Source organism: Bacteroidales bacterium, from assembly GCA_041671145.1.
In the GTDB taxonomy this organism is placed as follows: Bacteria; Bacteroidota; Bacteroidia; order Bacteroidales; family JAHJDW01; genus JAQUPB01.
Window position 1 is genome coordinate 1 of sequence record JBAZBZ010000044.1, and the last position, 24,685, is coordinate 24,685.

Below are 24,685 nucleotides of genomic sequence, written 5' to 3' on the forward strand. Positions count from 1 at the left end.
AAATCAGAGCACAAAAAAAAATATCACGGGAATTTCCGATAAAGACGGCAAGTTTTCAATTCTGATTCCAAAAGGATATAAATATAATGTAAAAATAAAAAGTTTTACTGATAATAAGGAATATGATGTAATTGAAATTCCTTCAAAAGACGGAGGACTTATTACTACAACTTTGACTTTAAAATTCGACCCTCCTAAAACTTTTGTTTTAAACAATGTTTTATTTGATTTTGCAAAAGCAACACTTAAAAAAGAATCATTTAAAACATTAGATGATTTGCTTGAACTCTTGAAAATAAAAAATACTATGGTGATTGAAATTGATGGACATACTGACAATGTTGGCAATCCCGAATCCAATATGAAACTATCGCAGGAGCGGGCAAACTCGGTGAGAGATTATTTAATTAAAAACGGAATACCCGCAAAAAGAGTTACGGCAAAAGGATACGGCGACACTCAACCTGTTGACGATAATGCCACCGATGAAGGACGACAAAAAAACAGAAGAACAGAAGTGAATGTTTTAAGTGAATAAAAGTTTAAACTGCAACTACTGATTTCTTCTTGTAGGTTGCCAAATTCCTGATTTTATTCCTCCTGCATATTTAAAAAAACCAAGCATTAATGCGAGATTCATAAAATAAAAATGTGTAATAAAACGAAATGCAGCGATGTGTATTTTTGTTTTCTTCAGAAGAAAATCAAATAATGGAATTATTATTAACAGAAATTGGAGAACAAAAGTTATTTTGAAAAATGTATTCACCGATACGAGAAATGAATTGCTGATAAACGCAAATATCAGTAAAAAAGGAACAAACCATCGTATTATTTTGTGTGAAATAAAACAAAAAGATAAACCTGCAATGTGCGAAAATATGAGATATTTAAAATGTATAAGATTTTGAAAGTTCCCTGCAGCTATTCTCTTTTTTCTCCTTATTTCTTCATTCAAATCATTTGACACATCTTCGTGGACAATTGATGCCATTTCATTTATAGCTTTCTTTCCTTTTTCAAGAATTTTCATGTTTATATAAAAATCGTCAACAAGATTATTTTCGGGAACAGGACAGAACAGATTTTTTCTTAACGCAAAACATCCGCCGAATGGTCCCATCATCGTTCCCCAAATCAAACTTTCTTTGTTTTTAATACTTACTTCAATATTTATATATGTTTTTTCCTGAAGTGAAATGCCTTCTTTTTTCAGATTGCATTTTTTCATGTTCGTATCCACCAAACCTATTTCCTGATTTTTGAAATGTTTAATCATTTCAAAAATTGTTTCTTTTTCAAAAAAAACATTTGCATCAGTAAGAATTAAAACTTCACCGCTTGCATGCTCAACAAGCTCGTTGACAACAATTGATTTCCCCCTGCGTTTAGGAAATTCAAGAAAAATAACCTGTTTGGATACCTGTGTAATGCCTTTCACTATTTTATTAGTATCATCGGTTGAAGCATCGGAACCAATGATTACCTGAATTTTTTCCTGCGGATAAGTTGTGTTAAATGTTGTTTTAATTTTTTCTTCAATAACTTTTTCTTCGTTAAATGCTGAAATAATTATTGAAACAAGAGGTAATTCGTCGTCATTATTATAAATAACTGAATTCGGCTTTCGGTTTATTGAAAGTAATATTAATATGAATGGGAAAATCAGATATGAATATAATATTAGAAAAACTGATATGCCGAAAATAATAATCATTCAGTGAAAATTTATTTACAAATTTAATTATTTTTTTATAATTTATTTTTTATAATTTTAACAAGATTAAAAAAAACAAATAATTATGGTAAACGAACAACTGATAAATCCTAAAAGTATTGTAATAATAGGTGGTTCAAATGACATTTCCAAACCCGGAGGTAAGGTATTAAAAAATATTATTGACGGGAAATTCAAAGGTGACTTGTATGTTGTAAATCCTAAAGAAAATAATGTACAAGGTTTGAATTGCTATAAAAATACATCTGAGCTTCCTGACGTTGATTTGGCAATTATTGCAGTTGGTTGCAAATTCATTCCCGATATGGTTGAGCATCTTGCAAAAAATAAAAATACAAAAGCTTATATCATTCTCTCCGCTGGATTTAGTGAAGAAAACGAAGAAGGAAGATTGCTTGAAGAAAAAATTGTTAAAACAATAAATAGTGTTGGTGGATGTTTAATAGGTCCTAATTGCATTGGCTTTTTAAATTCCAATTACAACGGAGTTTTCACTACTCCAATTCCAAAACTTTCTCCAAAAGGTTGTGATTTTATTTCCGGTTCGGGTGCTACTGCTGTATTTATTATGGAAGCGGGTATTCCAAAAGGGTTAAGCTTTGCAAGTGTTTATTCTGTCGGAAATAGTTCACAAATGGGAGTTGAAGAAATTTTAAAATACCTTGATGAAAGCTTTGATACCGCAACAAGTTCGAAAGTAAAGTTGTTATATATCGAAACTATTAAAAAGCCCGATATGCTTTTAAAACACGCATCGTCATTGGTTCGCAAAGGATGCAGAATTGCGGCAATAAAAGCGGGCTCGTCGGAAGCAGGCAGCAGGGCGGCATCTTCGCATACCGGGGCTTTGGCAAGTTCCGATGTTGCGGTTGATGCTTTGTTCAGAAAAGCAGGAATAGTAAGATGTTATGGCAGAGATGAACTTACTACGGTAGCATCTTTATTTATGCATAAAGAACTTCAAGGGAAAAACATTGCAATAATAACTCATGCAGGCGGACCGGCAGTTATGCTTACAGATGCTCTTTCAAACGGAGGATTGGAAATTCCGCATATCGAAGGTAAAGATGCAAGTGAACTTTTAACAAAATTAAGTCCTGGTTCATCGGTTGCAAACCCCATTGATTTTCTGGCAACGGGAAACGCCGAACAATTGGGAACTATAATTGATTATGTTGAAAATAAATTCAGCAATATTGATGCAATGGTTGTTATTTTCGGTAGTCCAGGGTTGTTTGAAGTTTATGATGTTTACAAAGTTTTGCTTGACAAAATGCGAACTTGTAAAAAGCCGATATATCCCGTACTTCCTTCAATAGTAAATGCAAAAAAGGAAATTGAATATTTTATTTCAGAAGGCGGAATAAACTTTCCGGACGAAGTGGTTTTTGGTAATGCTTTGGTGAAAGTATATAACGCAACCAAGCCAGCATCCGAAAAAAATGATTTGCCTTCAATTGATACAAAAAAAATCCGTTCAATTATTAATAATGCAAATGATGGTTATCTGAGTCCATCGGATGTGCAAAATTTACTTGATGCTGCCGGAATTCCCAGAGCATGTGAAGCTGTTGCAAAAACAAAAGACGGAGCCATAAGTGCTGCTGCTCATCTGGGTTATCCTGTTGTGATGAAAGTTGTCGGACCAATTCATAAATCCGAAGTGGATGGAGTTGCCCTTAACATTGAAGATTCCACAACTCTTGAAAAAGAATTTGACAGAATGCTCAAAATTAAAGATACCACAGCAATTTTAATTCAACCAATGTTGTCGGGTATCGAATTATTTGCCGGAGCGAAATTTGAAGATAAATTCGGACATTTAATTTTATGCGGGCTTGGAGGAATTTTTATCGAAGTATTGAAAGACGTTTCTTCCGGCTTGTCCCCACTTTCAAAAAATGAAGCATTGAAAATGATAAGGAAATTAAAATCATATAAAATTATTCAGGGTGCAAGAGGAAAAGAAGGAGTTGATGAAAATGTTTTTGCAGAAATAATAGTTCGCTTGTCGGCACTGGTAAAAGCCGCTCCCGAAATCACCGAAATGGATTTGAATCCTTTGCTTGGCACTGGTAAAAAAATTGTTGCAGTTGATGCAAGGATAAATATTAAAAAAAGTTTAAAGTTTAATGTTTAAAGTTTATTTTGCGAAAAATCTGCAGTATCTGCGGGAAATAAATTTGAATTTTATTTTTCCATTTGTGGTAAAACATCTTTTTTCTATTTAAACATATTTTAATATTTTATAACTTTGCTTTTTTTATAAATAATCATAAGATGAAAGTTTTAAAATTTGGTGGCACATCAGTTGGAACTCCGCAAAGAATGCGTGATGTTGCAGTATTGATTAAAAACGAATTGCCTTGTGTTGTTGTATTGTCGGCAGTTTCGGGAACTACTAATGCATTGGTTGATGCATCCTGTAGTTTATTGAAAAACAAAAAAGAAAGCTCAACGAAAATTATTGATGAACTCGAAAAGAAATATGTAAAATTTATTGATGAATTATTTTCTGCCGAAACCCATAAACAAAAGGGGTTGGGATTAATAAAAAATATTTTTAGTGAAATTAAAAAGTTTTCATCAGGTGAATTTTCTGTTAAAGAAGAAAAGATAATTCTTGCACAAGGTGAATTAATATCAACAGGTTTGTTTTCAATATATCTGAATGAAATCGGAATTCCGCATATATTATTGTCTGCACTTGATTTTATGAAAATTAAAAATGACGGAGAACCCGATACGAATTTTATAGAAACCAATCTTAATAAACAACTGTCAAAATATACTGATGTTAAGCTGTTTATTACGCAGGGTTTTATTTGCAGAAATCCCGAAAATGAAATTGACAATCTGAAAAGAGGAGGTAGTGATTATTCTGCTTCGTTGATTGGTGCTACAATCAACTGCGAAGAAATTCAGATATGGACAGACATTGACGGTATTCATAACAACGACCCGCGTTATGTTTCAAATACAAAACCTATTGACGAACTATCATTTGATGAAGCTGCAGAGTTGGCATATTTTGGAGCAAAAATTTTGCATCCTTCAAGCGTTCTGCCTGCAAAAGAAAAAAAAATTCCGGTGCGGCTTTTAAATACTATGAAACCTGAGGCAAAGGGAACATTAATTCATGAAAGAAAAATTAAAATTGACGGAAGTCATGTGAAAGCAGTCGCTGCAAAAGATGGAATTATTGCCATAAAAATTATTTCAAGCAGAATGTTTCTTGCTTATGGTTTTCTGAGAAAGGTTTTTGAAATATTCGAAAGATATAAAACTCCTATTGATATGATTACAACTTCTGAGGTTGCCGTATCACTTACTATTGATGATGATAAAAATTTAAAAGAAATAATTAATGAACTTCAGATACTCGGTAATGTTGAAGTTAACGACAACCAAACAATTGTCTGCATAGTTGGTGATTTTATTGCAGAAAAGTCAGGAGCCGCACTACAAATTTTCAATGCATTGAAAAATATTCCCTTGCGAATGATATCTTATGGAGGCAGCGAAAACAATATCACATTGCTTATAGACACTAAACTTAAAAGTGATGTTTTAAATTCTTTAAATAAAATATTTTAGAGATGTTCATTAGGTTTTATTTCCACTCAATTTATTTTCTTAAGAATTTATTTTGTTAATATCGGTTAATAAAAACGATGAATAATTATTTTGTTTTTATGCAAATTATGTATATTTTTGCAGTTCATTTGAATAAATATACTTAATTTATGGAATCAAAAACTAATAGGTTAATTGCGATAAGAAAAATTCTGGAAACTGAAAAAGTAAACAATCAGGATACTCTTCAGAAGAAGCTGAAAGAATTGGGCTTTTATTACACGCAGGCAACCCTTTCTAGAGATTTGAAGTTTCTCAAAGTAGCTAAAATAGCAGATGTAATTGGTGAATATCGTCTTGTTCTGCCCGAATTTATTAATAAAACCGAAGGAGTTAGGGTGGAAAAAAATATTCCGTTGGATAAAATCACTTCGATGGAGTTTTCAAATAACATTGTTGTAATCAGAACATTTCCAGGCTATGCAAATGGAGTTGCGTCAACTCTTGATGGTTATAATTTTTATGAAATTATCGGAAGCGTAGCAGGAGATGACACATTAATGCTTATTTTAAGAGAGGGCGCAAGCAGGCTGGATTTTGTGAACCGCCTTATAACAAAAGAACCAAATTTAAAAGAAATAATACCAGCTATCAAAAGTTATTAATATTTGTCAGAGATGGAAAAATTTATTATTCAGGTTGCAACCGACAAGCACTTGCATTTTGCAGAAATAATAAGCAAGTGTATGGAGGATTCTTCGAAAGTTAAAGGAGCGGGAATAGCAAAACGAACTCCTGAATATTTAATAGAAAAAATGAAACGGAATATGGCAGTAATTGCCACAAACGAACGTAGACAATGGGCTGGTTTTTGTTACATAGAAACATTCAGCAATGAATTATATGTTGCAAATTCAGGATTGATAGTTGCTCCCGAATTCAGAAAAAGCGGTTTGGCAAAAATGATTAAAAAGAAAATTTTCAATCTTTCGTTAGAAAAATATCCGAATGCAAAAATATTCGGACTTGCAACGGGCTTGGCTGTTATGAAAATCAACTCCGAATTAGGATATAAACCTGTTACTTATTCCGAGTTGACAAAAGATTATCAGTTCTGGAAAGGTTGCGAAAGTTGCACAAATTACGATGTTCTTACCGGAAAGCAATGGGAAAATTGCCTCTGTACCGCAATGATTTTCGACCCTGCCGTAGAATTAAAAAATAAAAATGACAACAAAGAAAATAATTTCATAAAAAACATAAAACTTTATGAACGTTGGATGAGGTTTAAAATAAACATGCTCCTGCAAAATAAAAACAAGCATGATTAGAATATAAATAACGAATTCGGATACACGCAACATTTATTATAAAACAGTAAAAAATATAGTATGAAACTCTGGCAAAAAGAAACTGAATTAAATAAAACAATTGAAAAATTCACAATCGGTAAAGATTCCGAACTGGATTTACTCATTGCGGAATATGATGTTATTGGCTCACTTGCTCATATTAAAATGCTTGAAAAAGTTGGTTTGTTGAATAAAAAAGATTTAACTCTTTTAACTAATGAACTTCTGAAAATTTATTCTGAAATTAAAAACAATAAATTTAAAATTGCACAGGGTATAGAAGATGTTCATTCGCAAATAGAAATTTTACTCACAAAAAAATTGGGTGATACGGGTAAAAAAATTCATACCGCCCGTTCAAGGAATGACCAGATTCTTGTTGATTTACGGCTTTTTGCACGAAATGAGCTTAAAGAAATAGTTGAATTAATACATGAACTTTTTTCTACTTTAATAAACCAAAGTGAAAAAAATAAAAATATTATTATTCCGGGTTATACTCATTTTCAGGCAGCAATGCCATCATCTTTTGGTTTATGGTTTGGTGCTTATGCCGAAAGTTTGGTTGATGATTTGGTTTTAATTAATGCCGCATATAAAATAAACAATCAGAATCCGCTTGGTTCTGCTGCCGGTTATGGTTCTTCTTTACCTGTAAATCGTCAGATGACAACCGATTTGCTTGGATTCGAATCATTAAATTACAATTCTGTTTATGCACAAATGAGCAGGGGAAAAGTTGAAAAGATAATTGCTTATGCAATTTCATCGGTTGCTGCCACATTATCGAAAATGACAATGGATGCTTGTTTGTTCATGAATCAGAATTTCGGATTTATTTCAATACCCGATGAATTTACAACCGGTTCAAGTATTATGCCGCATAAAAAAAATCCGGATGTACTTGAATTGTTGCGTGCAAAATGTAATAAACTTCAATCGTTACCGAATGAGATTTTGCTAATAACTTCAAATCTTCCTTCCGGCTACCATAGGGATTTTCAGTTAATAAAAGAAATATTTATACCTGCTTTTTCGGAAATAAAATCATGTTTGTTTATAACAGATTTTGTAATGAATAAAATAGTTGTAAATAAAAATATTATTGATGACGAAAAATACAATTTTATTTTCAGTGTAGAAGAAATAAACAGGAAGGTTGCAAAAGGTAAGCCATTCCGTGAAGCATACATTGAAGTAAGCAAATTAATTTATGAGGGAAAATTCAAACCCAACAAAAAAATAAAACATACTCATGAAGGCAGCATCGGTAATTTGTGTAATGCACAAATCAAACAAAAAATGCAAAAAGCAATTACTTCTTTTGATTTTGGAAATGCTGATGATGCAATAAAAAAATTATTGGCACCGTTATAGTTTATAATTATTGGCACCTAATCGCACTATTTATTTACCAAAGTTCAATTTTGAAGAGATTTGTTTTAAAATTGCTCATGAAATTATTATTATTTTCTTCACTTCGCAATAATTTTCAGTTTTCATAATACAGTAGTAAAGACCTTTTGACAATTTGCTGCCATCAATTTCTATTGTGTTGGTTCCTTTTTCAAAGCTGTATGTTTTTTCAAAAGCTATTTTACCCAAAACATCAACTACGGAAAAAGACATATTTGATTTTTTATTTAAATAAAAACTCGCTTCTGCCCTATTGGTTAGTGGATTTGGAAATATCGTGCAGTTAAAAATATTATTATTATTTTCTTTAACGGATAAAAATCCCGGTAATAAATTAATTGATTTTACTGCTTCAATCTTATTACTATCAACCGTATTGTCGCATAAAATAAGTTTTAAATTATATGCTCCGGAAGTTAAACCGTAGGTGTTCCAGTTTGCAAGAACCTCATCGCGTTTTTCGGTTTTTACTTTTTCAACAATCGGAAGCCATGTCATATCACCATTTTTCTGATAATACAAACTATAATAATTAAAATCCATGAGCAAACTCACAGGAGTTTTGTCAATCCATGCGGAACCATGTATGGGAACAATAGTATCAACAAATGAAGATGATGGTTTCCCGATATATGCTAACCATGCACATGAAGCATCAAGAATCTGAGGTTCTTCTGGGAGCTGACTTTGTAAAATCATAAGAATTGAATTGTCCAAAGAAGAAGCAACTCCCGAACTTAAAGTTGAATATGCAAAAAGAAAGATAGAATTGCGTGAACTTCTTATAGCATTAACTGCCGTTGAATATCCCGCAAGCATAAATGTCGTATCTGTTGCCCACCAATAACCTCCTGAACCATCAACGAAAATGTTCGACGATTGCAATTGCGAATGATTTTCGGTGCCAACTTCACCGAGGATGCATCCTGTTACATTTAGTTTTGTGTTGCCCATAGGATATAAGCTCCACGTTTGAACACTCGAATTAATCAAATGCAGATTTCTATCGGATAAGTTGGCAACAAAATTCGTATAAGTAGAATTATCAACCAATCCATTTACATCAAGAGAATCACTCCCTTCAAACCAAAGTCCTATTGCTCTGATTTTCGAATCTGAAATGGTAATGTCAGAGCCGGTTGTAGGCATCATTCCCCACATGATTGCATAACTTGTGTCCACATCAATGCTATAGTCAATTCCGCTGATTCCCGGCGTGGTGCTATTAAAAACATACGAATAAACAGTATCTCCTTTCGGAAAATAATAATTCACCACACTTATTTTCGGAAAATGATGCCAGAGAAGTATTGTGTGAGCATTTTTAAAAGTAAGCTTTGCCTTATCGGTAATAATAAACTCACCTGCTTCGTTGATTCCGTCAATATATAATTCGGGGTTCTTGTACACTCCGCATGTAGTAAAGCCGATGTTGGTAACATTGTGCATTTCCATTTTTGCTGAATCCGTAAGCACTAAATTGTGTGAAAGTCCGCTGTGGTCGAGTGTTGTATTTCTGTATATGACCTTTCCCTTCCCTGCTATAATCAATGAACGCTGATAAAAATACTGCTGAGGAAAATACAAAGTTGACGAATCGGCAGTTACCAATGCGTTATCGCCCCATACACATAAATCACCGAGTATTGTTGCATTTGCATGTTTAAAACGAAGAATGCCATTGCCAATAACAAAAACAGGTCCGTCGTGAAAGAAAGTTCCTGTAACTATTAATGAATCGTTGGGAATTAACCCGATAAATAATGTGTCAAATCTTGAGTTGCTTTTATTAATTGGCTTTATATTTTTAAATTTGTTTATATTCTGAAAAACTCCCGTTTGTATCGCATTTGGCAATGAAGCATTATTAATGTTTTGAGGAACATTTTTGTTTTCATTTATTTTTTTGTATGCTTCTTTAAAAAAAGCATTCAATTTATTTTGAGGAATTTTTTGTGCGTTTACGCTAATTGCTGTTAATAACAAAACAACTAACAATATTTTTTCTATTCTCATAGATTTTATTTTTATTTATAATGTAATTATACACATAAAAATATTTTCACCCTTAAAAAATATAACAAAGTTTATTTAAAGGCAAAGTTTTAAAAAAGCAATAATTTTTCTTTAACTTTATTCATCAGCCACATTGGCGTGGAAGTAGCACCGCAAATACCAATACTTTCATCGGGTTTAAACCATTGTTTTTTTATTTCTTTATCGGAGCTGACAAAATATGTGTTGGGATTAGCATTTTTGCAAACATCAAACAAAACCCTGCCATTAGAAGAATGTTTGCCGGCAACAAAAATCACAACATTATAATTTTCACAAAACCTTTTCAGTTTCTCTTCCCTGCCAGCCACCTGTCTGCATATAGTATCTTTAACTTTTATTTCTATACCATTTTTTTTAATCTGCTCAACAATTTCGTAAAACTTACTAAGCGACATAGTTGTCTGGCTGTAAAGAGTAATTTTTTCAGGAAGTTCCTTCAGATTCAAATCATTTATTTTTTCAAACACAACGGCATTGTTGTCAATTTGTCCTATTAATCCTGCTATTTCGGGATGATTTTTCTTGCCATAAATATAAATTTGTTCATTGTTTTTATATGAAGCTACAATTTGTTTTTGAATACTTAGTATTATCGGGCATGAAGCATCAATTACTTTAATGTTGTTTTCTTTTGCAATACGATAACTATCGGGTGGTTCACCATGCGCCCTGAATAAAACAATGGAATTTTTAAGGTTTTTTAGTTTTTCTTTGTCAATTGTGATTATTCCCTGATTATTGAGCCGTTTTATTTCTTCTTCATTATGTACAATTTCCCCGAGACAATATAGTTCTTCATTGTCACTTAAAAATGCCTCGGCTTTTTCAATGGCATTAATCACGCCAAAGCAAAAGCCCGAATTATCATCTATTTCAACTTTTAAATTTAATTTGTTTAACATTTATTTTATTTCACGTATATGCTCAAGATTATTAATTATTATTTTTCTTCTTCTCCCCCATTCTTTGATTTATTTCTTTCAGCATTTCTTTTATTTCGGTTGTTTTAAATATTATGTTTTTATTCTCATCAAGCAACTCATAAGTTGGTGTTTTTTTAAGCTTATACAGCGGCGCAATGTCGCTTTCAATGCCTTTTAGGTCGGAAACAAAAATCCAGTTTCTTTTTATCTTGCTCACCGATTTGAGCCATAAATCTTTATCTTTTTCAAATGCAAAAGAAAATATTGTTAATCTTTCCTGTGAATATATTTCAGAAAGTGTTTCAACAGCAGGAATATCTTTCTCGCAATCTTCACATGATGGCGACCAGAAAAATATTAAAATTAATTTTGCTTTAAGAGCATATAAACTTCTTGATTTTCCGGCAGTATCGTTTGCAATAATGTTTGGCGCTTTGGTAAAATCAATTTTTATCGAATCGTTGTCTGACGTTATCAATCCGTACTTTGCACTATAGCAAGCTTTATTAGTCAGGTAATAGTTTTGAAACAAATGAATGTAAACTGTTTTATAATCGGAAGCAATAAACTCATCAAGTAATAAATTCAAAATATAACAAAACACCTTTGTGTTCTCATTTGCTTTTAAAAGCAACATATCTGCTTTCTCAATAAAATTCTCAGAAGTAATCTGATTTATTACTTTCTCAAAATAATTTTTGCAGGAAAGATAAATAAGTTCCGAATGCAGCAAAGTCGTATCATTAAAATCAATGTTATCGAAAAAATGCGTTTGCAGGAAATTATTCTTTTCCTTATAGCTGAGTTTATATGCCGAGGTATCTGTATAAAGAGGTACTTGCATGGTTTTTAATATTTTTGATGCAAATTTTCCGGGGTTCTCTTTTATGATTTTTTCCGTATTTTTGTGAAATTTCAGATTTAGGCTGTCAATTAAGTGATACAACGTAAATTCGTTCCCATTGTGAAACTTTTTAAACAAACTGTCTGTTTTGTGATTCAATTTTACTTTTTTCTTCAGGTAATCGAAAAAAATTGCATTTTCTCTGCTTTCAAGAATTTCGGTATTTTCTATCAATAAAGGATACCGGCAGTTCAATGAAACTGATTCATTATTATAAATAAAATCAATAAAAACGCTATCGTTAAAAGAAATTCTGTAAACCCCGGTGGATATTTTATTCAAATTATTAAAAATAAAGAAATCACTATTTTTTAATGCGCTGTCTATCCTGTTTACTTCGTAACCATATATTGAACTTAAATATACTTTATCAAAAGGACAATTATTGATTTTTAATTTCAATATGTTTTGTGCACACAAACTGTAGGCAACAAACAATAAACCGAAAACTGCTGGCTTTATAGTATTGCTAATTTTCATTATTATTATGTTATGATTTTTACTTGTTCACAAATTTCTAATAATTTAATAAACCCAAGATTTAATTAATAAATATAAAATTGTAATTTTGCAAAAAAAATATAATTTCATTTTTTAACGCAATAAAATTATAAAAAACATGGATATATTCGATAAAATTAAAAAACAAGGTGATTTAGGAAAATATTCAAGCTTTGCAGATGGCTATTTTATGTTTCCAAAACTTGAAGGTGAAATTTCAAATCAAATGAATTTCAGGGGAAAAGAAATGATTGTTTGGAGTTTGAACAACTACATAGGACTTGCCAATCATCCCGAAGTACGAAAAACAGATGCTGAAGCAGCAGAAAAATGGGGAATGGCGGCACCTATGGGAGCAAGAATGATGTCGGGACAGACAAAATATCACGAACAGCTTGAGCAGGAACTTGCCACATTTGTGAAAAAGCAAAAAGCTTATTTATTGAATTACGGATATCAGGGAATGGTGTCAATTATTGATAACCTGCTTGACAGAAAAGATGTTGTTGTTTATGATTCCGAAGCTCACGCATGTATAATTGATGGATTACGACTACACATTGGTAAACGATTTGTGTATGCTCATAATGATATTGTCTCATGCGAAAAACAATTAGAACGAGCAACAAAATTAGCTGAACAAACCGGCGGTGGCGTTCTACTTATTACCGAGGGTGTTTACGGAATGGTTGGCGATTTGGGTAAATTAAAGGAAATAGCAGCACTGAAGAAAAAATTTAATTTCAGATTATTAGTTGACGATGCTCATGGCTTTGGAACAATGGGAAAAACAGGAGCCGGTACAGGTGAACATCTCGGAGTACAGGACGAAATAGATTTATACTTTGCCACATTTGCCAAAGCAATGGCTGGCATCGGAGCTTTTATTGCCGGCAATGAAGATATAATACATTATTTGCAGTATAATATGCGTTCGCAGATATATGCAAAGTCACTTCCTATGCCAATGGTAATAGGCGCTTTAAAAAGATTAGAAATTCTGAGAACAAAACATGAACTGCGTGAAAAATTATGGGTGATAGTAAATGCCTTGCAAAAAGGATTGAAAGAAAAAGGTTTTAATATCGGTAATACCGAATCTCCTGTAACACCGGTAATACTGTCAGGCGGCGTTCCCGAAGCAACAAATATAATATTTGATTTACGTGAAAATTATAAAATTTTCTGCTCTATTGTTGTTTATCCTGTTGTTCCTAAAGATGTAATATTAATCAGATTGATACCAACAGCAGCACATACTTTGGAAGATGTTAAATATACTATTGATTGCTTTGCAAAAATAAAGGAAAACCTTAGAGTAGGAAAGTATTCAAAAAGTGAATTTGCTGATACAAGTAAATAAGAAATATTATTCTTATTTCTTTTCAATCTCAATAATTTCGAGGTTTTTGATTCTTTCGCAGTCAATGCTGAATCTTACAAATGTTTTTACTAAATGAAAGCCATAGTTGCCACAAGCTCCCGGATTGATATTAAGCAGATTATATTTCTTATCATAAAAAACCTTTAATATATGAGAGTGACCAACTACAAGTAAATTAGGTCTTTTCTCTAATAGTAACTGCCTTACTTTTGTTTCATATTTCCCCGCATAACCACCAATATGGGTCATTAAAACCCTACATTCCTCACATTTAAAGCTTTGAAACTGTGGATAAACAATCTGCACATCCTGCCCGTCAGCATTGCCATAAACAGCTCTTAAAGGTTTGAATTTGCTTAATTCATCAGCAATTTTTATGTTTCCTATGTCACCTGCATGCCATATTTCATCGCATTTGGCAAAATATTCAAATACTTTTGGGTGTAAGAATGAATGTGTGTCGGAAAGAAGTCCTATTCTTTTCATATTTGCATGAAAAACAAATGCAATTTATGATATTTCTTTAAATTCCGAAAAAGTTTTATCGGAATAATAAACAATTATTCGTTCTATTTTCTTTAATTCAAGTTTTGGAATTTCCTGCTCTATATTTTTTGAACGCGATTTTAATTGTTGGGTTACATTTGTTTTTGGTGTTTCTTTAGGTTTTTGTTCAACGCTTTTTGAAATTTCAAAATTCTCATTACCAGTATTTAATTCGAGTTTACTTAAAGTTTTAGTTTCATCAATTGTGTTCTGAATATTTTGAATTTCTTCGGCATCAAATAATCCCAAAATTTTCTTATTCATTTCACCTTTTCCCGATAAAAGCCATTCGGGATTTATTTCAGGGTACTTTTTCAATACTTTCTGTATGAAGTCCAAACTCGGGTTATTCCTGCCCGAAACTATATGCGACATTGCCGACCTTTGAACTCCAATTTCGTCAGCAAAATTTGAAGCCATTATATTTTTCGACTTCATTATTAATTGAATTCTTTCTATCATAAAATTATTTTTTGCAAATATAATAATATTTTAATTAACAAATGTATTTAAATACAATTCACTCATGTAATATTTTATAATTAAATTAAGATTACATTTGTAAATAAAAGAGTATTATTAAAATACAATAATATAAGTATTTACACTATTAACAAAAGTATCTGAACTTATTAACAATTGCATGTTAATTTATTTTATATCAACAATTAATAATTGTTAATTTCATCTATTAGTTTAAGTTAAATTAAAAATTCAATCATATAATAAAATTATTAAATTAATTTACATTTATAAACAATAGAAATTTACAATTTGTATCTGGATATATCTATTTTTTATTTATAAATATATAATATAAAAGTCGAGGCTATTTTGTTTAAATTGTTATTTGGATTTGAAATTTTTATGGAATTTGAATAAATAATGAAGTCCTACCCTATTTTTGTTTTATTGTTAACTTGATGTTCAGGATTTAATTTAGTTTGTTTCAAACAATATTAATATAAAAGATAGTATAATGTATAACTTTTGTGGGTTTTGGCGATTTTGTGTTTTGGTGGCAAGGAAAATATAGCCACCAAAACACAAACACTCCAATAAAAAGTGATTATTTTTTTGAATTTCAATACTTATAATCCCGAATAAATAGAAAAATTGTTTAATGAATTCTATATACTTTAATACACTTTCAAAACTTCAACTTCATATATTAACGTAGTATAAGGCGCAATCTTATTCTCTATGCCTTCTTCACCATATCCTATTTTAGATGGAATTATAAGTTTTGCTTTGCTTCCGATGTTCATCATTGAAAGTCCTTCTTCAAAGCCCTTTATAAATTTGTTGGTGCCAAACTTGCAATCAACGGGACGATATATTACTTTGGTACTATAAAGATTATAATTTTTTGCAGTATCTTCAATATTTGTATCAAAAAGGCGTCCGTCAACAAAAAAAGCGGCATAATTAAATCTCACAGAGTCGCCTTCTGAAATTTTCTTACCTTTTCCTTTTCTTAATTCAATAAAATATAAACCACTTTCTTTAGGTTTTGCTTTTATCTTCATTCTTTTTAAATAATCATCCAACAAAGCTGGTTCATTATTTTTCATTTCTTCAAGCTGTTTCTTAAGGGCTTCGGTGTACATTTGCTGCTCCTTTTCAAATTCGACTTTTGTTTTAATTGAATCAATCCTGATGTGTATTTTCATTATACTTCCGGACTTAAGCGGAGAAGGCAGTTTTTCTGCTTTTACATTTTTAAAGAAAAACGAATCGGCACTGACAATAAATACAGCACTGTCGTGAAGTCCCATATATTCAAAAGCTTCATTAATATCGCCTTTATATAAAGGTTTTATTATTTGGATGTGAATTGGCACATTCGCTTTTATAGAACTGTATAATTCCGAATCCTTCTCGGTTGTATATACCATTTGACATACAACAAGGTCGCCTATTTTTGCCTTTACAGCACTTGAATTCCTTTTAATAAATTTATAATATAATCCGTTTTTTGTTTTTTTATATCCCGGATACTTCAAATGGCAGGCACTGAAAAATATCATTACTGCAAATAAAAAGATTGAATTCGATAAAATGGTTTTTCTCATATTAATAAATTTATTCCGCAAACATAAAAAATAATTTTATTTTTCGCAAAGACGCCAAGGAAATATTACAACGAGATTGTTAAACTTGTCCCGAATCTCGTCGGAATTACTCATACCTCGTATTTCACTTCGACATTCGATATTTTTTTAATCCGTGGATACATGGTGTTTTTACTTCATATCAACCAACTCCACATCATAAATCAGAGTTGCTCTTTTTGGTATTTTTTTATTATCGCCCAATAGTCCGAAGCCAAGATATGACGGTATTATTATTTTTGCCTTGTCGCCTTTACAAAGCAGCTGTATTGCTTCATCAAGACCGGCTTCAACTTTACCTTCACCGATTTTAAAAATCTTAGAGCCGTCTTTTCCGGAGGAATAACAATTAGTTCCGTCAATGAGGTCAAGCGTATAATTTAATTTAACAATTTTCCCCAAAATAGCTCTTTCCCCTTTTTCTTTTTTATAAATAAAATACCTTACACCAGTGTTTGTTTTTTGCATTTCCCATTTATGGCGTTCAATGTATCCGTTTATTTCATTTTCTTCGGTTCTTTTCAGGTAATTGTTTGCTTTTACAAGCTGCTCTTTGGTTTTTGATAAATCAATATTTTGGGGATTTTCGTTTTTTGATGAATTATCATCACAGAATTGGAATAATAACATAGATATTATGAAAATCAGAAAATAAAATACTTTTATCACTCTTGTATTTTTTTTATCATGGATATACCTTAAACAGTTTGAATTCATATGTTTTATTTTAATCAGTAACATAAAACAAATAACTGGTAATCAATTAGAACCACCGATTACCAATTACGAAAATATGCAGTTTTATCCCGTTTTTAATATGGTTTATATTTCAGGATATTTTTTTATAGTTTTAATGAAATACTCAACAGCTTCGTTTAATGGAGTTTTAAGAAATCCTCCCGATGCATTATTATGTCCGCCTCCGTTAAAATGATTCACTGCCATTTTGCTCACATTAAAATTCCCTTTAGAACGAAATGAAAATTTTATTTCACCTGTTCTTTCAACTATAATTGCAGCAAGGTTAATTCCATTTATAGCAAGTGCATAATTTACAATTCCCTCGGTATCGCCGTATCTGTATTTATATTTTATCTGTTCTTCTCTTGTTAATGTAAAGTATGCTGTGTTTAGTTCAGGTATTACAACAAGTTTTTCGCTGAGACAATAACCTAAAAGCCGAACTCTATCTTCAGAATACCTGCTAAACACTAATTGATTTACATAATTATTATTGACTCCGGCTTTAATGAGTTCCGATGTTATTAAATGTGTTTTGTAAGAGCACGAATAGCTAAATGAACCTGTATCGGTCAATATTCCCACATAAAGACATTCGCCGATTTCTTTTGTTATATTTTTTTTACTGCCCGAAATTTTAATAATAACATTGTAAATCAATTCTGCTGTCGATGAAACATTAGTATTAGAAATTGTGATATCGGTAAATTTTTGGGGTTGAATGTGATGGTCAATAAGTATTTTGAATGCCTTTGATTTGAGGTAAACCGGCTCAAGTTCATCAATACGGTCAGATGCATTAAAGTCGATACAAAAAATAATATCTGCATTTGTAATTGCTGCTTCAATTTCGTTTTTGTTTTTATTTTTAGAATACACAGAAATTTTGTCGCTTTCGGGCATCCAGTCGAGGAATTTATGAAAATCATTGGGGGAAATAACATTAACATTTTTACCTCTGCTTTTGAAGTAATGAAACAATGCAAGTGCCGAACCTATTGCGTCCCCGTCAGGATGAACGTGACAGAGAATTGTAATGTTTTTTGCGGTATGAAGCTTACTTTTTATTTTCTTAATTTCCTTTTCCAATATTTTTTTTATTTTAAAAAAATCATTAAAATTAATTTATATTTACGTTTCCAAAATTATAAAAAATATAATTATAAATTCTTAAAAAAATATAAAATGGCAGGAAATAGAACATTTGCTATTGTTAAACCAATGGCAGTCCGAAATAACAACATTGGAAACATCCTATCAATAATAAACCAGGTTGGTTTCAGAATTAGAGCAATGCGAATGGTTAAAATGACAAAGGAAGAAGCTGGAAGATTTTATGAAATTCATAAAGGAAAACCTTTTTATGAAAATCTCACTGAATTCATGTCATCAACGCCAACTGTTGTCATGATTATTGAAAAAGAAAATGCCGTTGAAGATTTCAGGGAACTCATAGGTGCCACCGACCCTGAAAAAGCGGAAGACGGCACAATAAGAAAATTATTTGGAATATCATTAACGGCAAATGCCATCCATGGTTCAGATTGCGATGAAAATGCCGAAAGGGAAGGAAAATTCTTCTTTTCACCCGAGCAGATTTTCGAATATTAATTAGAGTTTGTCCAGAATGTCCGATTTCTTCGTTATTCTCGTTTTAAAAACCAGTCATTTACTACAGCAAACTCCTGATTTTTAAAACTTCGAAAGCCTCGAACTCGAACATTCTGAAACAAACTCTCGACTTTATGAACAGACACTTCTTAAAATAATATAGTGCTACTTTGCGTCATTTATTTTTCATGATTATAAAAAAATAATAAATTTGCATTAAAAAATAAAACATTAAAAAAATGACAAAATTATCCGACAGAATGTATGTACTTGCTGATTCAGAAACGTTGGCAATGTCTAAGAAAAGTGCCGAATTAAAAGCACAAGGTTTTGACATTATTAATCTCAGCATTGGCGAGCCTGATTTCAATACCCCCGAACTTATAAAACAAGGAGCTAAAAAAGCTATTGATGATAATTATACACATTATCCGCCCGTAGCCGGATATAAAGATTTAAGAGAAGCAATTTCACGAAAATTCAAAAAAGAAAATAATCTTGATTTTGCACAAGACCAGATTGTTGTTTCTGCAGGAGCAAAACATTCGATAGCAAATGTTGTTTTGTGCCTCGTAAATCCTGGTGAAGAAGTTATCATTCCATCGCCTTATTGGGTTAGTTACAGGGAAATAATAAAATTGGCTGAAGGTACAGGGGTGTTTATAAAAACTTCGCTCGAAAACGATTTTAAGATTACTGCAAAACAACTTGAATCGGCAATTACACCAAAAACCAAAATGTTCATTTTTAGTTCGCCAAGTAATCCCACAGGTTTCATATACACAAAAGATGAACTGAAAGCAATTGCTGAAGTTATAGCAAAGCACGAAAACATATATGTTATTTCAGATGAAATTTATGAACATATTAATTATGTTGGAAAACACGAAAGTATTGCTCAGTTTGACTCGATAAAAGACAGAGTTATTGTTATTAATGGTGTTTCCAAAGGTTATGCGATGACAGGTTGGAGAATAGGATATATAGGTGCGCCAAAATGGCTCGCACAGGCGTGTGAAAAGTTGCAGGGACAATTTACTTCTGCTGCCTGTTCCATTGCCCAACGAGCTTCATTAACTGCGTTAACGTGCGACCAAAGTGCTGTCGGTGAAATGCGTGAAATATTCAGAAAAAGAAGAGACCTTGTTATAAGTCATTTAAAAGAAATACCTGCAATAAAAACAAATACTCCGCAGGGAGCATTTTATGTTTTTGCCGACTTCAGTTATTACTTCGGAAAATCAGACGGCACAACAAAAATAAAAGATGCAAATGATTTAACTTTCTGGCTGCTCGAAAAGGCACAGGTTGCAATGGTTTCGGGCGATGCTTTCGGCGACCCGAATTGCATACGTCTTTCTTATGCCACTTCCGATGAATTGCTGATTAAAGCTGTTCAAAGAATTAAAGATGCTTTGGGAAAATTGAAATAAGCAGGAACTTATTGTTAATTGCCAAACTGAAAACTTTTTATTTTCCTCTTCCCTGCACAATAATAAGAACAGTATAGATAAGAATTTTTATGTCAACAGCAAGCGACATATTTTCTATATAAAGTAAATCGTATTTGAGACGTTCTATCATTTGTTCAACATTTTCGGCATAGCCGAATTTTACTTGTCCCCACGAAGTTATTCCGGGTTTTACCTTATGCAATATCCTGTAGTGAGGAGTTTTTTTAATTAACTGTTCAATGTAAAACTGTCTTTCGGGGCGAGGTCCTACAAGTGACATTTCCCCTTTAAGAACATTGTAAAACTGAGGAATTTCATCAAGTCGCACTTTTCGTAAAAATTTCCCGAACGGTGTTATCCGTGCATCATTTCTGGAAGAGAGCTGTGGACCCTCTTTTTCTGCGTCTTTGTACATCGACCTGAATTTATGCATCATAAAAGGTCTTCCGTGCAAACCTATTCTTTCATGAGAATAAAAAGCAGGACCTTTTGAAGCAAGCTTCACTCCTATTACTAAAAATAAATATACAGGTGAAAGTATTGTCATGGCTAAAATTGAAACAACGACATCAATGAGTCGTTTTAATGACTTTTGCCATTGCGGCATTAAATTACCTGTTATTTCAATCAGCGGTGTGCCAAAAATAGCGGTCATTTTCACACTGCCAAGCAGAATATCTCTTATATCGGGAATTATTTTTATTACTGTATTGGAATATTCAAGTTTTGAAATTATTTCATCAACATCTTCATGTTCATAATTTTCAACAGCAATTATCACTTCTTCAATATTGTTTAGCCGTATTACTTCATTTAATTTATTTAATTCACCAAGATATGGTAAATAATTTCTCATTTTCTGTCCGTTAGTTGAGTTTACATTAAGATAACCGACAAACTTATTTCCCGATGACCTTGCTTGCCCTTTGATTTCAAGGAATACATCAACAGCTTTCTTTTCACTGCCAATAATTAAAGTATTGAATCCGATAATTCCTCTTTGGATTTTACTTGCAGTTACTGATGTTATAATTAACCTGAAAGTATAAGTAAATAGAAAATGAAATATGAACAAGCTGAAAAATGACTTGTAGTACCCCCTGTATGAAGTAACAATATCATCAAGCAAAACCACGAAGAAAATTATAAGTACACCGATTATAGATATAAATAATGTTTGCTCTAATTCTTTTAATCGCGATTTTCTGTATACTTCTTTGTACGAGCCGTTAATTGTATAAAGCATGAGCCAGAATAAAGGCATCAAAACAGAACCCAGATATAGATTGTCATCAAGTAATATCTGCTCTTTACCGATAATCTGAATGGGGTCGATGGAAATTTTCCTGTAAACAAAAAACAAAATCCATGCAAACACTGTTGCCAGCATGTCGAAGAAAACATATTTAAAAACCTGCCACTTCTTGTTCATAAAATATCCTAAAATGAAATAAGTTTTATATTATCAATGTATAAATTTTTTGCTGATGAAGAATGAGAATAAAAATATATTTTATAGCTCAAAGCATTGTTAGCACTTATAAAGCTTGTGAGATTAATATATATTTTATTCCATTCGTCTGAAGGCAGAATTGTCACCAGCGATTCTTTGTATTGCTGACTTGTTGTAAAATTGGCAATCATTCCCACTTCAAAATTATTATCGTTTTTATAATCTATTTCAAGCATTACAGGTGAATTGTTTGTTGGTAAAGAATAGTCGTTGATTGTGCTACATTCAAAAACAGTATCTGTGCCGACTAAATGGATGGCTCCGCATTTTTTATTGTTAGATGTAGGATTTCCTCTGTCTTCAATAACAATACTTGTATCGCTGAGTGAAGTTTTTTCAAATATTGTTCCCGGATTTTCAAAATCTTCCTTAAAAGCAAATTTAGCACTTGCAATATATTGAACCGAAGGATAAATAGCTCTTATAGTATCTTTAACTAATTTAAAATTTGAATTGATATATGATTCATAAAACGGATATTTAGAGCGATACCCTGCCATGCCATTAAGTTTAATACCGGGACCAATTTCGATTTTATGATTTCCTTCATTAAGAATCGGGATTGTTGCAGGAAGCTCAAAAGCCCCTATTGCATCGTCATCAATATATACCCATGCATCAGAAATATTATTTGAGCTGTCGCCCTGTGTGGAATAATTTGTATTTAAATCAATTTTATTGATATGAATGTATGAAGGAGTTTCTTCTGCGGGGTTAATGACTTTACATGAGCCGAACGCGATAAATAAAAAAAACGCTAAAATTATAATTCGGGTATATAATTTCATTATAATTTGATTATAATTTCTATTGCTTCAGCTACATATACTTTAACGCAAGAAAACTGCAATTATTGTATAGAAAAACAAATTTAAATTGAAGTCAAGCTGTAATTAAGTTTGTCAATAATTTTATGAGCAACTTCAAGTGCTTTGAATCCATCAACGACAGATATCTGAGGTTGGGTGTTTTTTACAATACAGTCCAAAAATGCTTCCAATTCGGTTTTTATAGCATTTATAGGATTAATTTCAGGTGAATCGTAATAAATTATTTTCTTTCCTTTATCATTACCAAGGTCTATTGTCATTGCAAAAGGGTTACCAATGCCTTCTTCAATATTTTTCAGGCGGAAAATTTTTGTTTCTTTATCAAGAAAATCGACTGAAATATATGCATCTCTCTGAAAGAATCTCGTTTTTCGCATATTCTTAAGGGAAATTCTGCTTGCTGTGAGGTTTGCAACACAACCATTGTCAAATTCAATTCTTGCATTTGCAATGTCGGGAGTTTCGCTAACGACGGCAACTCCACTTACACTTACTTTTTTAATATTTGAATTTACTACACTCAAAACAATATCAATATCATGAATCATCAAGTCGAGTATTACCGAAACGTCAGTACCACGCGGGTTAAATTGAGCTAAACGATGGCTTTCTATAAACATCGGATGCAAGCAATATGGCTTTGCTGCAATAAAAGCGGGATTAAACCTTTCGACATGACCAACCTGTACCTTGACACCGGCTTCTTTCGTTAGTTTCACAAGTTCTTTTGCCTCTGCCAAAGTATTGGTTAAAGGTTTTTCAACAAATACATGTTTTGATTTCCTCAATGCCTTAGCAGTATATTCGAAATGTGAGATTGTAGGCGAAACAACATCAACTACATCAACATCATTGAGAAGTTCATCAAATGAATCATAATTTTTAAAATTCAATTCCCCTGAAACTTCGGCTGATTTTGCTTTATCAATATCGTAAAACCCCACTAAATTGAAACCTTCAATTTCTCTTATGCAGTTAATATGAATTTTTCCCAGATGACCAACGCCTATCACTCCTATTTTCAACATCTTACATTTATAAAAAAATATTTTTTACAAAGGTAAGTTTTTTATTTTTATTTTCGCAAATCATTTAATCATTTTAGATTTTTTTAAGAAATCATGATTGATACGTACAGACACAAAGGACTTAGAAAAAAGCTTGTTGAGGAAATTAAGCGCAAAGGCATTGACGACAAAGCAATATTAGCAGCTATTGAAAAAATTCCGAGACATTTATTCATTGACTCATCATTTTTGCAATTTGCATATCAGGATAATCCTTTTCCGATAGGTTACGGACAAACTATTTCCCAGCCATACACAGTTGCATTTCAAACATGGCTGCTTAAAGTTAAAAAGGGAGATAAGATAATGGAAGTAGGCACCGGTTCGGGATATCAGGCATGTGTATTACTTGAACTATGTGCAAAAGTTTTTACAATTGAAAGAATAAAAGCATTGTTTGATAAAGTAAAAGTTTTTCTTCCTTCTATAGGTTACGAACCACGTTTCTTCTATGGCGATGGCTACCAGGGGTTACCTACTTTTGCTCCTTTTGATAAAATAATTGTTACCGCGGGTGCTCCTACTATTCCCGAAGCTCTTGTAAAACAACTTAAAGTCGGTGGCATTCTTGTAATTCCCGTCGGCAAAAACGATGTTCAGGTAATGACAAGCGTTACAAAAACTTCGGAAACAACTTATGAAACAAAAGAATGGGGAATGTTCCGCTTTGTCCCGCTTTTGTATGATAAGGAAAAATAGGTAATGTAATGTCTTTGAGGTTTATTTTTTTTCATAATTTACTTTGGTTTCTAAAAGTGTCTTGTCCTAAAATAGGTTTACATAAAATTCAAACAAAATGAATGAAAGTAAACGGATTTTAGGATTAACAAAAATGTCTTATACTGAAATAGGTTGACCATTTTTCGTTAAATATATTTTACAAAATTAGCACTAAATTCCGAAACATTGATAACTTATTAAAAAACCTTTGAGAGTTTTTTAAAAGTTGTCAACATT

Annotated in this window: 22 protein-coding genes; 10 read left to right on the plus strand and 12 right to left on the minus strand. The window is 31.9% G+C overall.

Annotated features, from left to right (window positions below; genetic code table 11):
• Positions 1 to 538: OmpA family protein (locus tag WC223_11965; GenBank protein ID MFA6924952.1), on the plus strand; the 538-nt coding region annotated here is incomplete at its 5' end.
• 15 nt (positions 539 to 553) lie between these two features.
• Here WC223_11965 and WC223_11970 read toward each other — a convergent pair.
• Positions 554 to 1,717, minus strand: coding sequence for a glycosyltransferase (locus WC223_11970; protein MFA6924953.1), 1,164 nt, complete (start codon positions 1,715 to 1,717; stop codon positions 554 to 556).
• Positions 1,718 to 1,802: 85 nt separating this feature from the next.
• On the opposite strand from WC223_11970, the gene WC223_11975 reads away from it, so the two are divergent.
• From WC223_11975 to argH, 5 genes are all read left to right on the plus strand, one after another.
• A complete protein-coding gene (locus tag WC223_11975) occupies positions 1,803 to 3,878 on the plus strand; it encodes an acetate--CoA ligase family protein (protein ID MFA6924954.1) in 2,076 nt (691 codons plus the stop codon).
• A 140-nt stretch (positions 3,879 to 4,018) separates the two neighbouring features.
• Positions 4,019 to 5,335, plus strand: a complete 1,317-nt coding sequence (locus tag WC223_11980; protein MFA6924955.1) for an aspartate kinase — start codon at positions 4,019 to 4,021, stop codon at positions 5,333 to 5,335.
• A gap of 149 nt (positions 5,336 to 5,484) precedes the next feature.
• Positions 5,485 to 5,979: a hypothetical protein gene (locus WC223_11985; protein MFA6924956.1), complete on the plus strand. Its 495-nt coding sequence runs from the start codon at positions 5,485 to 5,487 to the stop codon at positions 5,977 to 5,979.
• 12 nt (positions 5,980 to 5,991) lie between these two features.
• Positions 5,992 to 6,645 (plus strand): GNAT family N-acetyltransferase, encoded by a 654-nt coding sequence (locus WC223_11990; GenBank protein MFA6924957.1) that lies wholly within the window; start codon positions 5,992 to 5,994, stop codon positions 6,643 to 6,645.
• 60 nt (positions 6,646 to 6,705) lie between these two features.
• The gene (argH, locus tag WC223_11995) at positions 6,706 to 8,043 is read left to right on the plus strand and encodes an argininosuccinate lyase (protein ID MFA6924958.1); all 1,338 of its coding nucleotides are present in this window, start codon (positions 6,706 to 6,708) and stop codon (positions 8,041 to 8,043) included.
• Positions 8,044 to 8,118: 75 nt separating this feature from the next.
• On the opposite strand, the gene WC223_12000 is transcribed toward argH, so the two are convergent.
• The 3 genes from WC223_12000 to WC223_12010 all read right to left on the minus strand — a co-directional run bounded on the left by WC223_12000 (position 8,119) and on the right by WC223_12010 (position 12,447).
• A complete protein-coding gene (locus tag WC223_12000) occupies positions 8,119 to 10,098 on the minus strand; it encodes a T9SS type A sorting domain-containing protein (GenBank protein ID MFA6924959.1) in 1,980 nt (659 codons plus the stop codon).
• Between the two features lie 89 nt (positions 10,099 to 10,187).
• Positions 10,188 to 11,042, minus strand: a complete 855-nt coding sequence (locus WC223_12005) for a 4-hydroxy-3-methylbut-2-enyl diphosphate reductase (GenBank protein MFA6924960.1) — start codon at positions 11,040 to 11,042, stop codon at positions 10,188 to 10,190.
• A gap of 31 nt (positions 11,043 to 11,073) precedes the next feature.
• Complete coding sequence (locus tag WC223_12010; GenBank protein ID MFA6924961.1) at positions 11,074 to 12,447, minus strand: thioredoxin-like domain-containing protein; 1,374 nt, start codon at positions 12,445 to 12,447, stop codon at positions 11,074 to 11,076.
• Positions 12,448 to 12,586: 139 nt separating this feature from the next.
• Between WC223_12010 and WC223_12015 the strand changes: the two genes are divergently transcribed.
• Positions 12,587 to 13,831, plus strand: a complete 1,245-nt coding sequence (locus WC223_12015) for an aminotransferase class I/II-fold pyridoxal phosphate-dependent enzyme (protein ID MFA6924962.1) — start codon at positions 12,587 to 12,589, stop codon at positions 13,829 to 13,831.
• A gap of 12 nt (positions 13,832 to 13,843) precedes the next feature.
• On the opposite strand, the gene WC223_12020 is transcribed toward WC223_12015, so the two are convergent.
• The 5 genes from WC223_12020 to WC223_12040 form a co-directional block, all read right to left on the minus strand.
• Entirely contained in the window at positions 13,844 to 14,338 is a 495-nt protein-coding gene (locus WC223_12020; GenBank protein MFA6924963.1) for a metallophosphoesterase family protein, read from the minus strand.
• 24 nt (positions 14,339 to 14,362) lie between these two features.
• Complete coding sequence (locus tag WC223_12025; GenBank protein MFA6924964.1) at positions 14,363 to 14,860, minus strand: helix-turn-helix transcriptional regulator; 498 nt, start codon at positions 14,858 to 14,860, stop codon at positions 14,363 to 14,365.
• Positions 14,861 to 15,537: 677 nt separating this feature from the next.
• Positions 15,538 to 16,473: an FKBP-type peptidyl-prolyl cis-trans isomerase gene (locus WC223_12030; GenBank protein MFA6924965.1), complete on the minus strand. Its 936-nt coding sequence runs from the start codon at positions 16,471 to 16,473 to the stop codon at positions 15,538 to 15,540.
• A gap of 171 nt (positions 16,474 to 16,644) precedes the next feature.
• Positions 16,645 to 17,181 carry an FKBP-type peptidyl-prolyl cis-trans isomerase gene (locus tag WC223_12035; protein MFA6924966.1) on the minus strand — a complete coding sequence of 179 codons (537 nt, stop codon included), beginning with the start codon at positions 17,179 to 17,181 and terminating at the stop codon, positions 16,645 to 16,647.
• A gap of 153 nt (positions 17,182 to 17,334) precedes the next feature.
• On the minus strand, positions 17,335 to 18,342 hold the full coding sequence (locus tag WC223_12040) for a DHH family phosphoesterase (protein MFA6924967.1): 1,008 nt from the start codon (positions 18,340 to 18,342) through the stop codon (positions 17,335 to 17,337).
• 96 nt (positions 18,343 to 18,438) lie between these two features.
• Between WC223_12040 and ndk the strand changes: the two genes are divergently transcribed.
• Positions 18,439 to 18,864, plus strand: a complete 426-nt coding sequence (ndk, locus tag WC223_12045) for a nucleoside-diphosphate kinase (GenBank protein MFA6924968.1) — start codon at positions 18,439 to 18,441, stop codon at positions 18,862 to 18,864.
• 239 nt (positions 18,865 to 19,103) lie between these two features.
• On the plus strand, positions 19,104 to 20,297 hold the full coding sequence (locus WC223_12050; GenBank protein MFA6924969.1) for a pyridoxal phosphate-dependent aminotransferase: 1,194 nt from the start codon (positions 19,104 to 19,106) through the stop codon (positions 20,295 to 20,297).
• A gap of 37 nt (positions 20,298 to 20,334) precedes the next feature.
• Here the strand turns inward: WC223_12050 and WC223_12055 are convergent, their stop codons facing one another.
• The 3 genes from WC223_12055 to WC223_12065 all read right to left on the minus strand — a co-directional run bounded on the left by WC223_12055 (position 20,335) and on the right by WC223_12065 (position 23,689).
• The gene (locus WC223_12055; protein MFA6924970.1) at positions 20,335 to 21,750 is read right to left on the minus strand and encodes a sugar transferase; all 1,416 of its coding nucleotides are present in this window, start codon (positions 21,748 to 21,750) and stop codon (positions 20,335 to 20,337) included.
• A gap of 8 nt (positions 21,751 to 21,758) precedes the next feature.
• A complete protein-coding gene (locus tag WC223_12060) occupies positions 21,759 to 22,619 on the minus strand; it encodes a hypothetical protein (protein ID MFA6924971.1) in 861 nt (286 codons plus the stop codon).
• An 83-nt stretch (positions 22,620 to 22,702) separates the two neighbouring features.
• Complete coding sequence (locus WC223_12065; protein MFA6924972.1) at positions 22,703 to 23,689, minus strand: Gfo/Idh/MocA family oxidoreductase; 987 nt, start codon at positions 23,687 to 23,689, stop codon at positions 22,703 to 22,705.
• Between the two features lie 93 nt (positions 23,690 to 23,782).
• On the opposite strand from WC223_12065, the gene WC223_12070 reads away from it, so the two are divergent.
• Positions 23,783 to 24,427 carry a protein-L-isoaspartate(D-aspartate) O-methyltransferase gene (locus WC223_12070; protein ID MFA6924973.1) on the plus strand — a complete coding sequence of 215 codons (645 nt, stop codon included), beginning with the start codon at positions 23,783 to 23,785 and terminating at the stop codon, positions 24,425 to 24,427.
• The last annotated feature ends 258 nt before the right edge of the window (positions 24,428 to 24,685 follow it).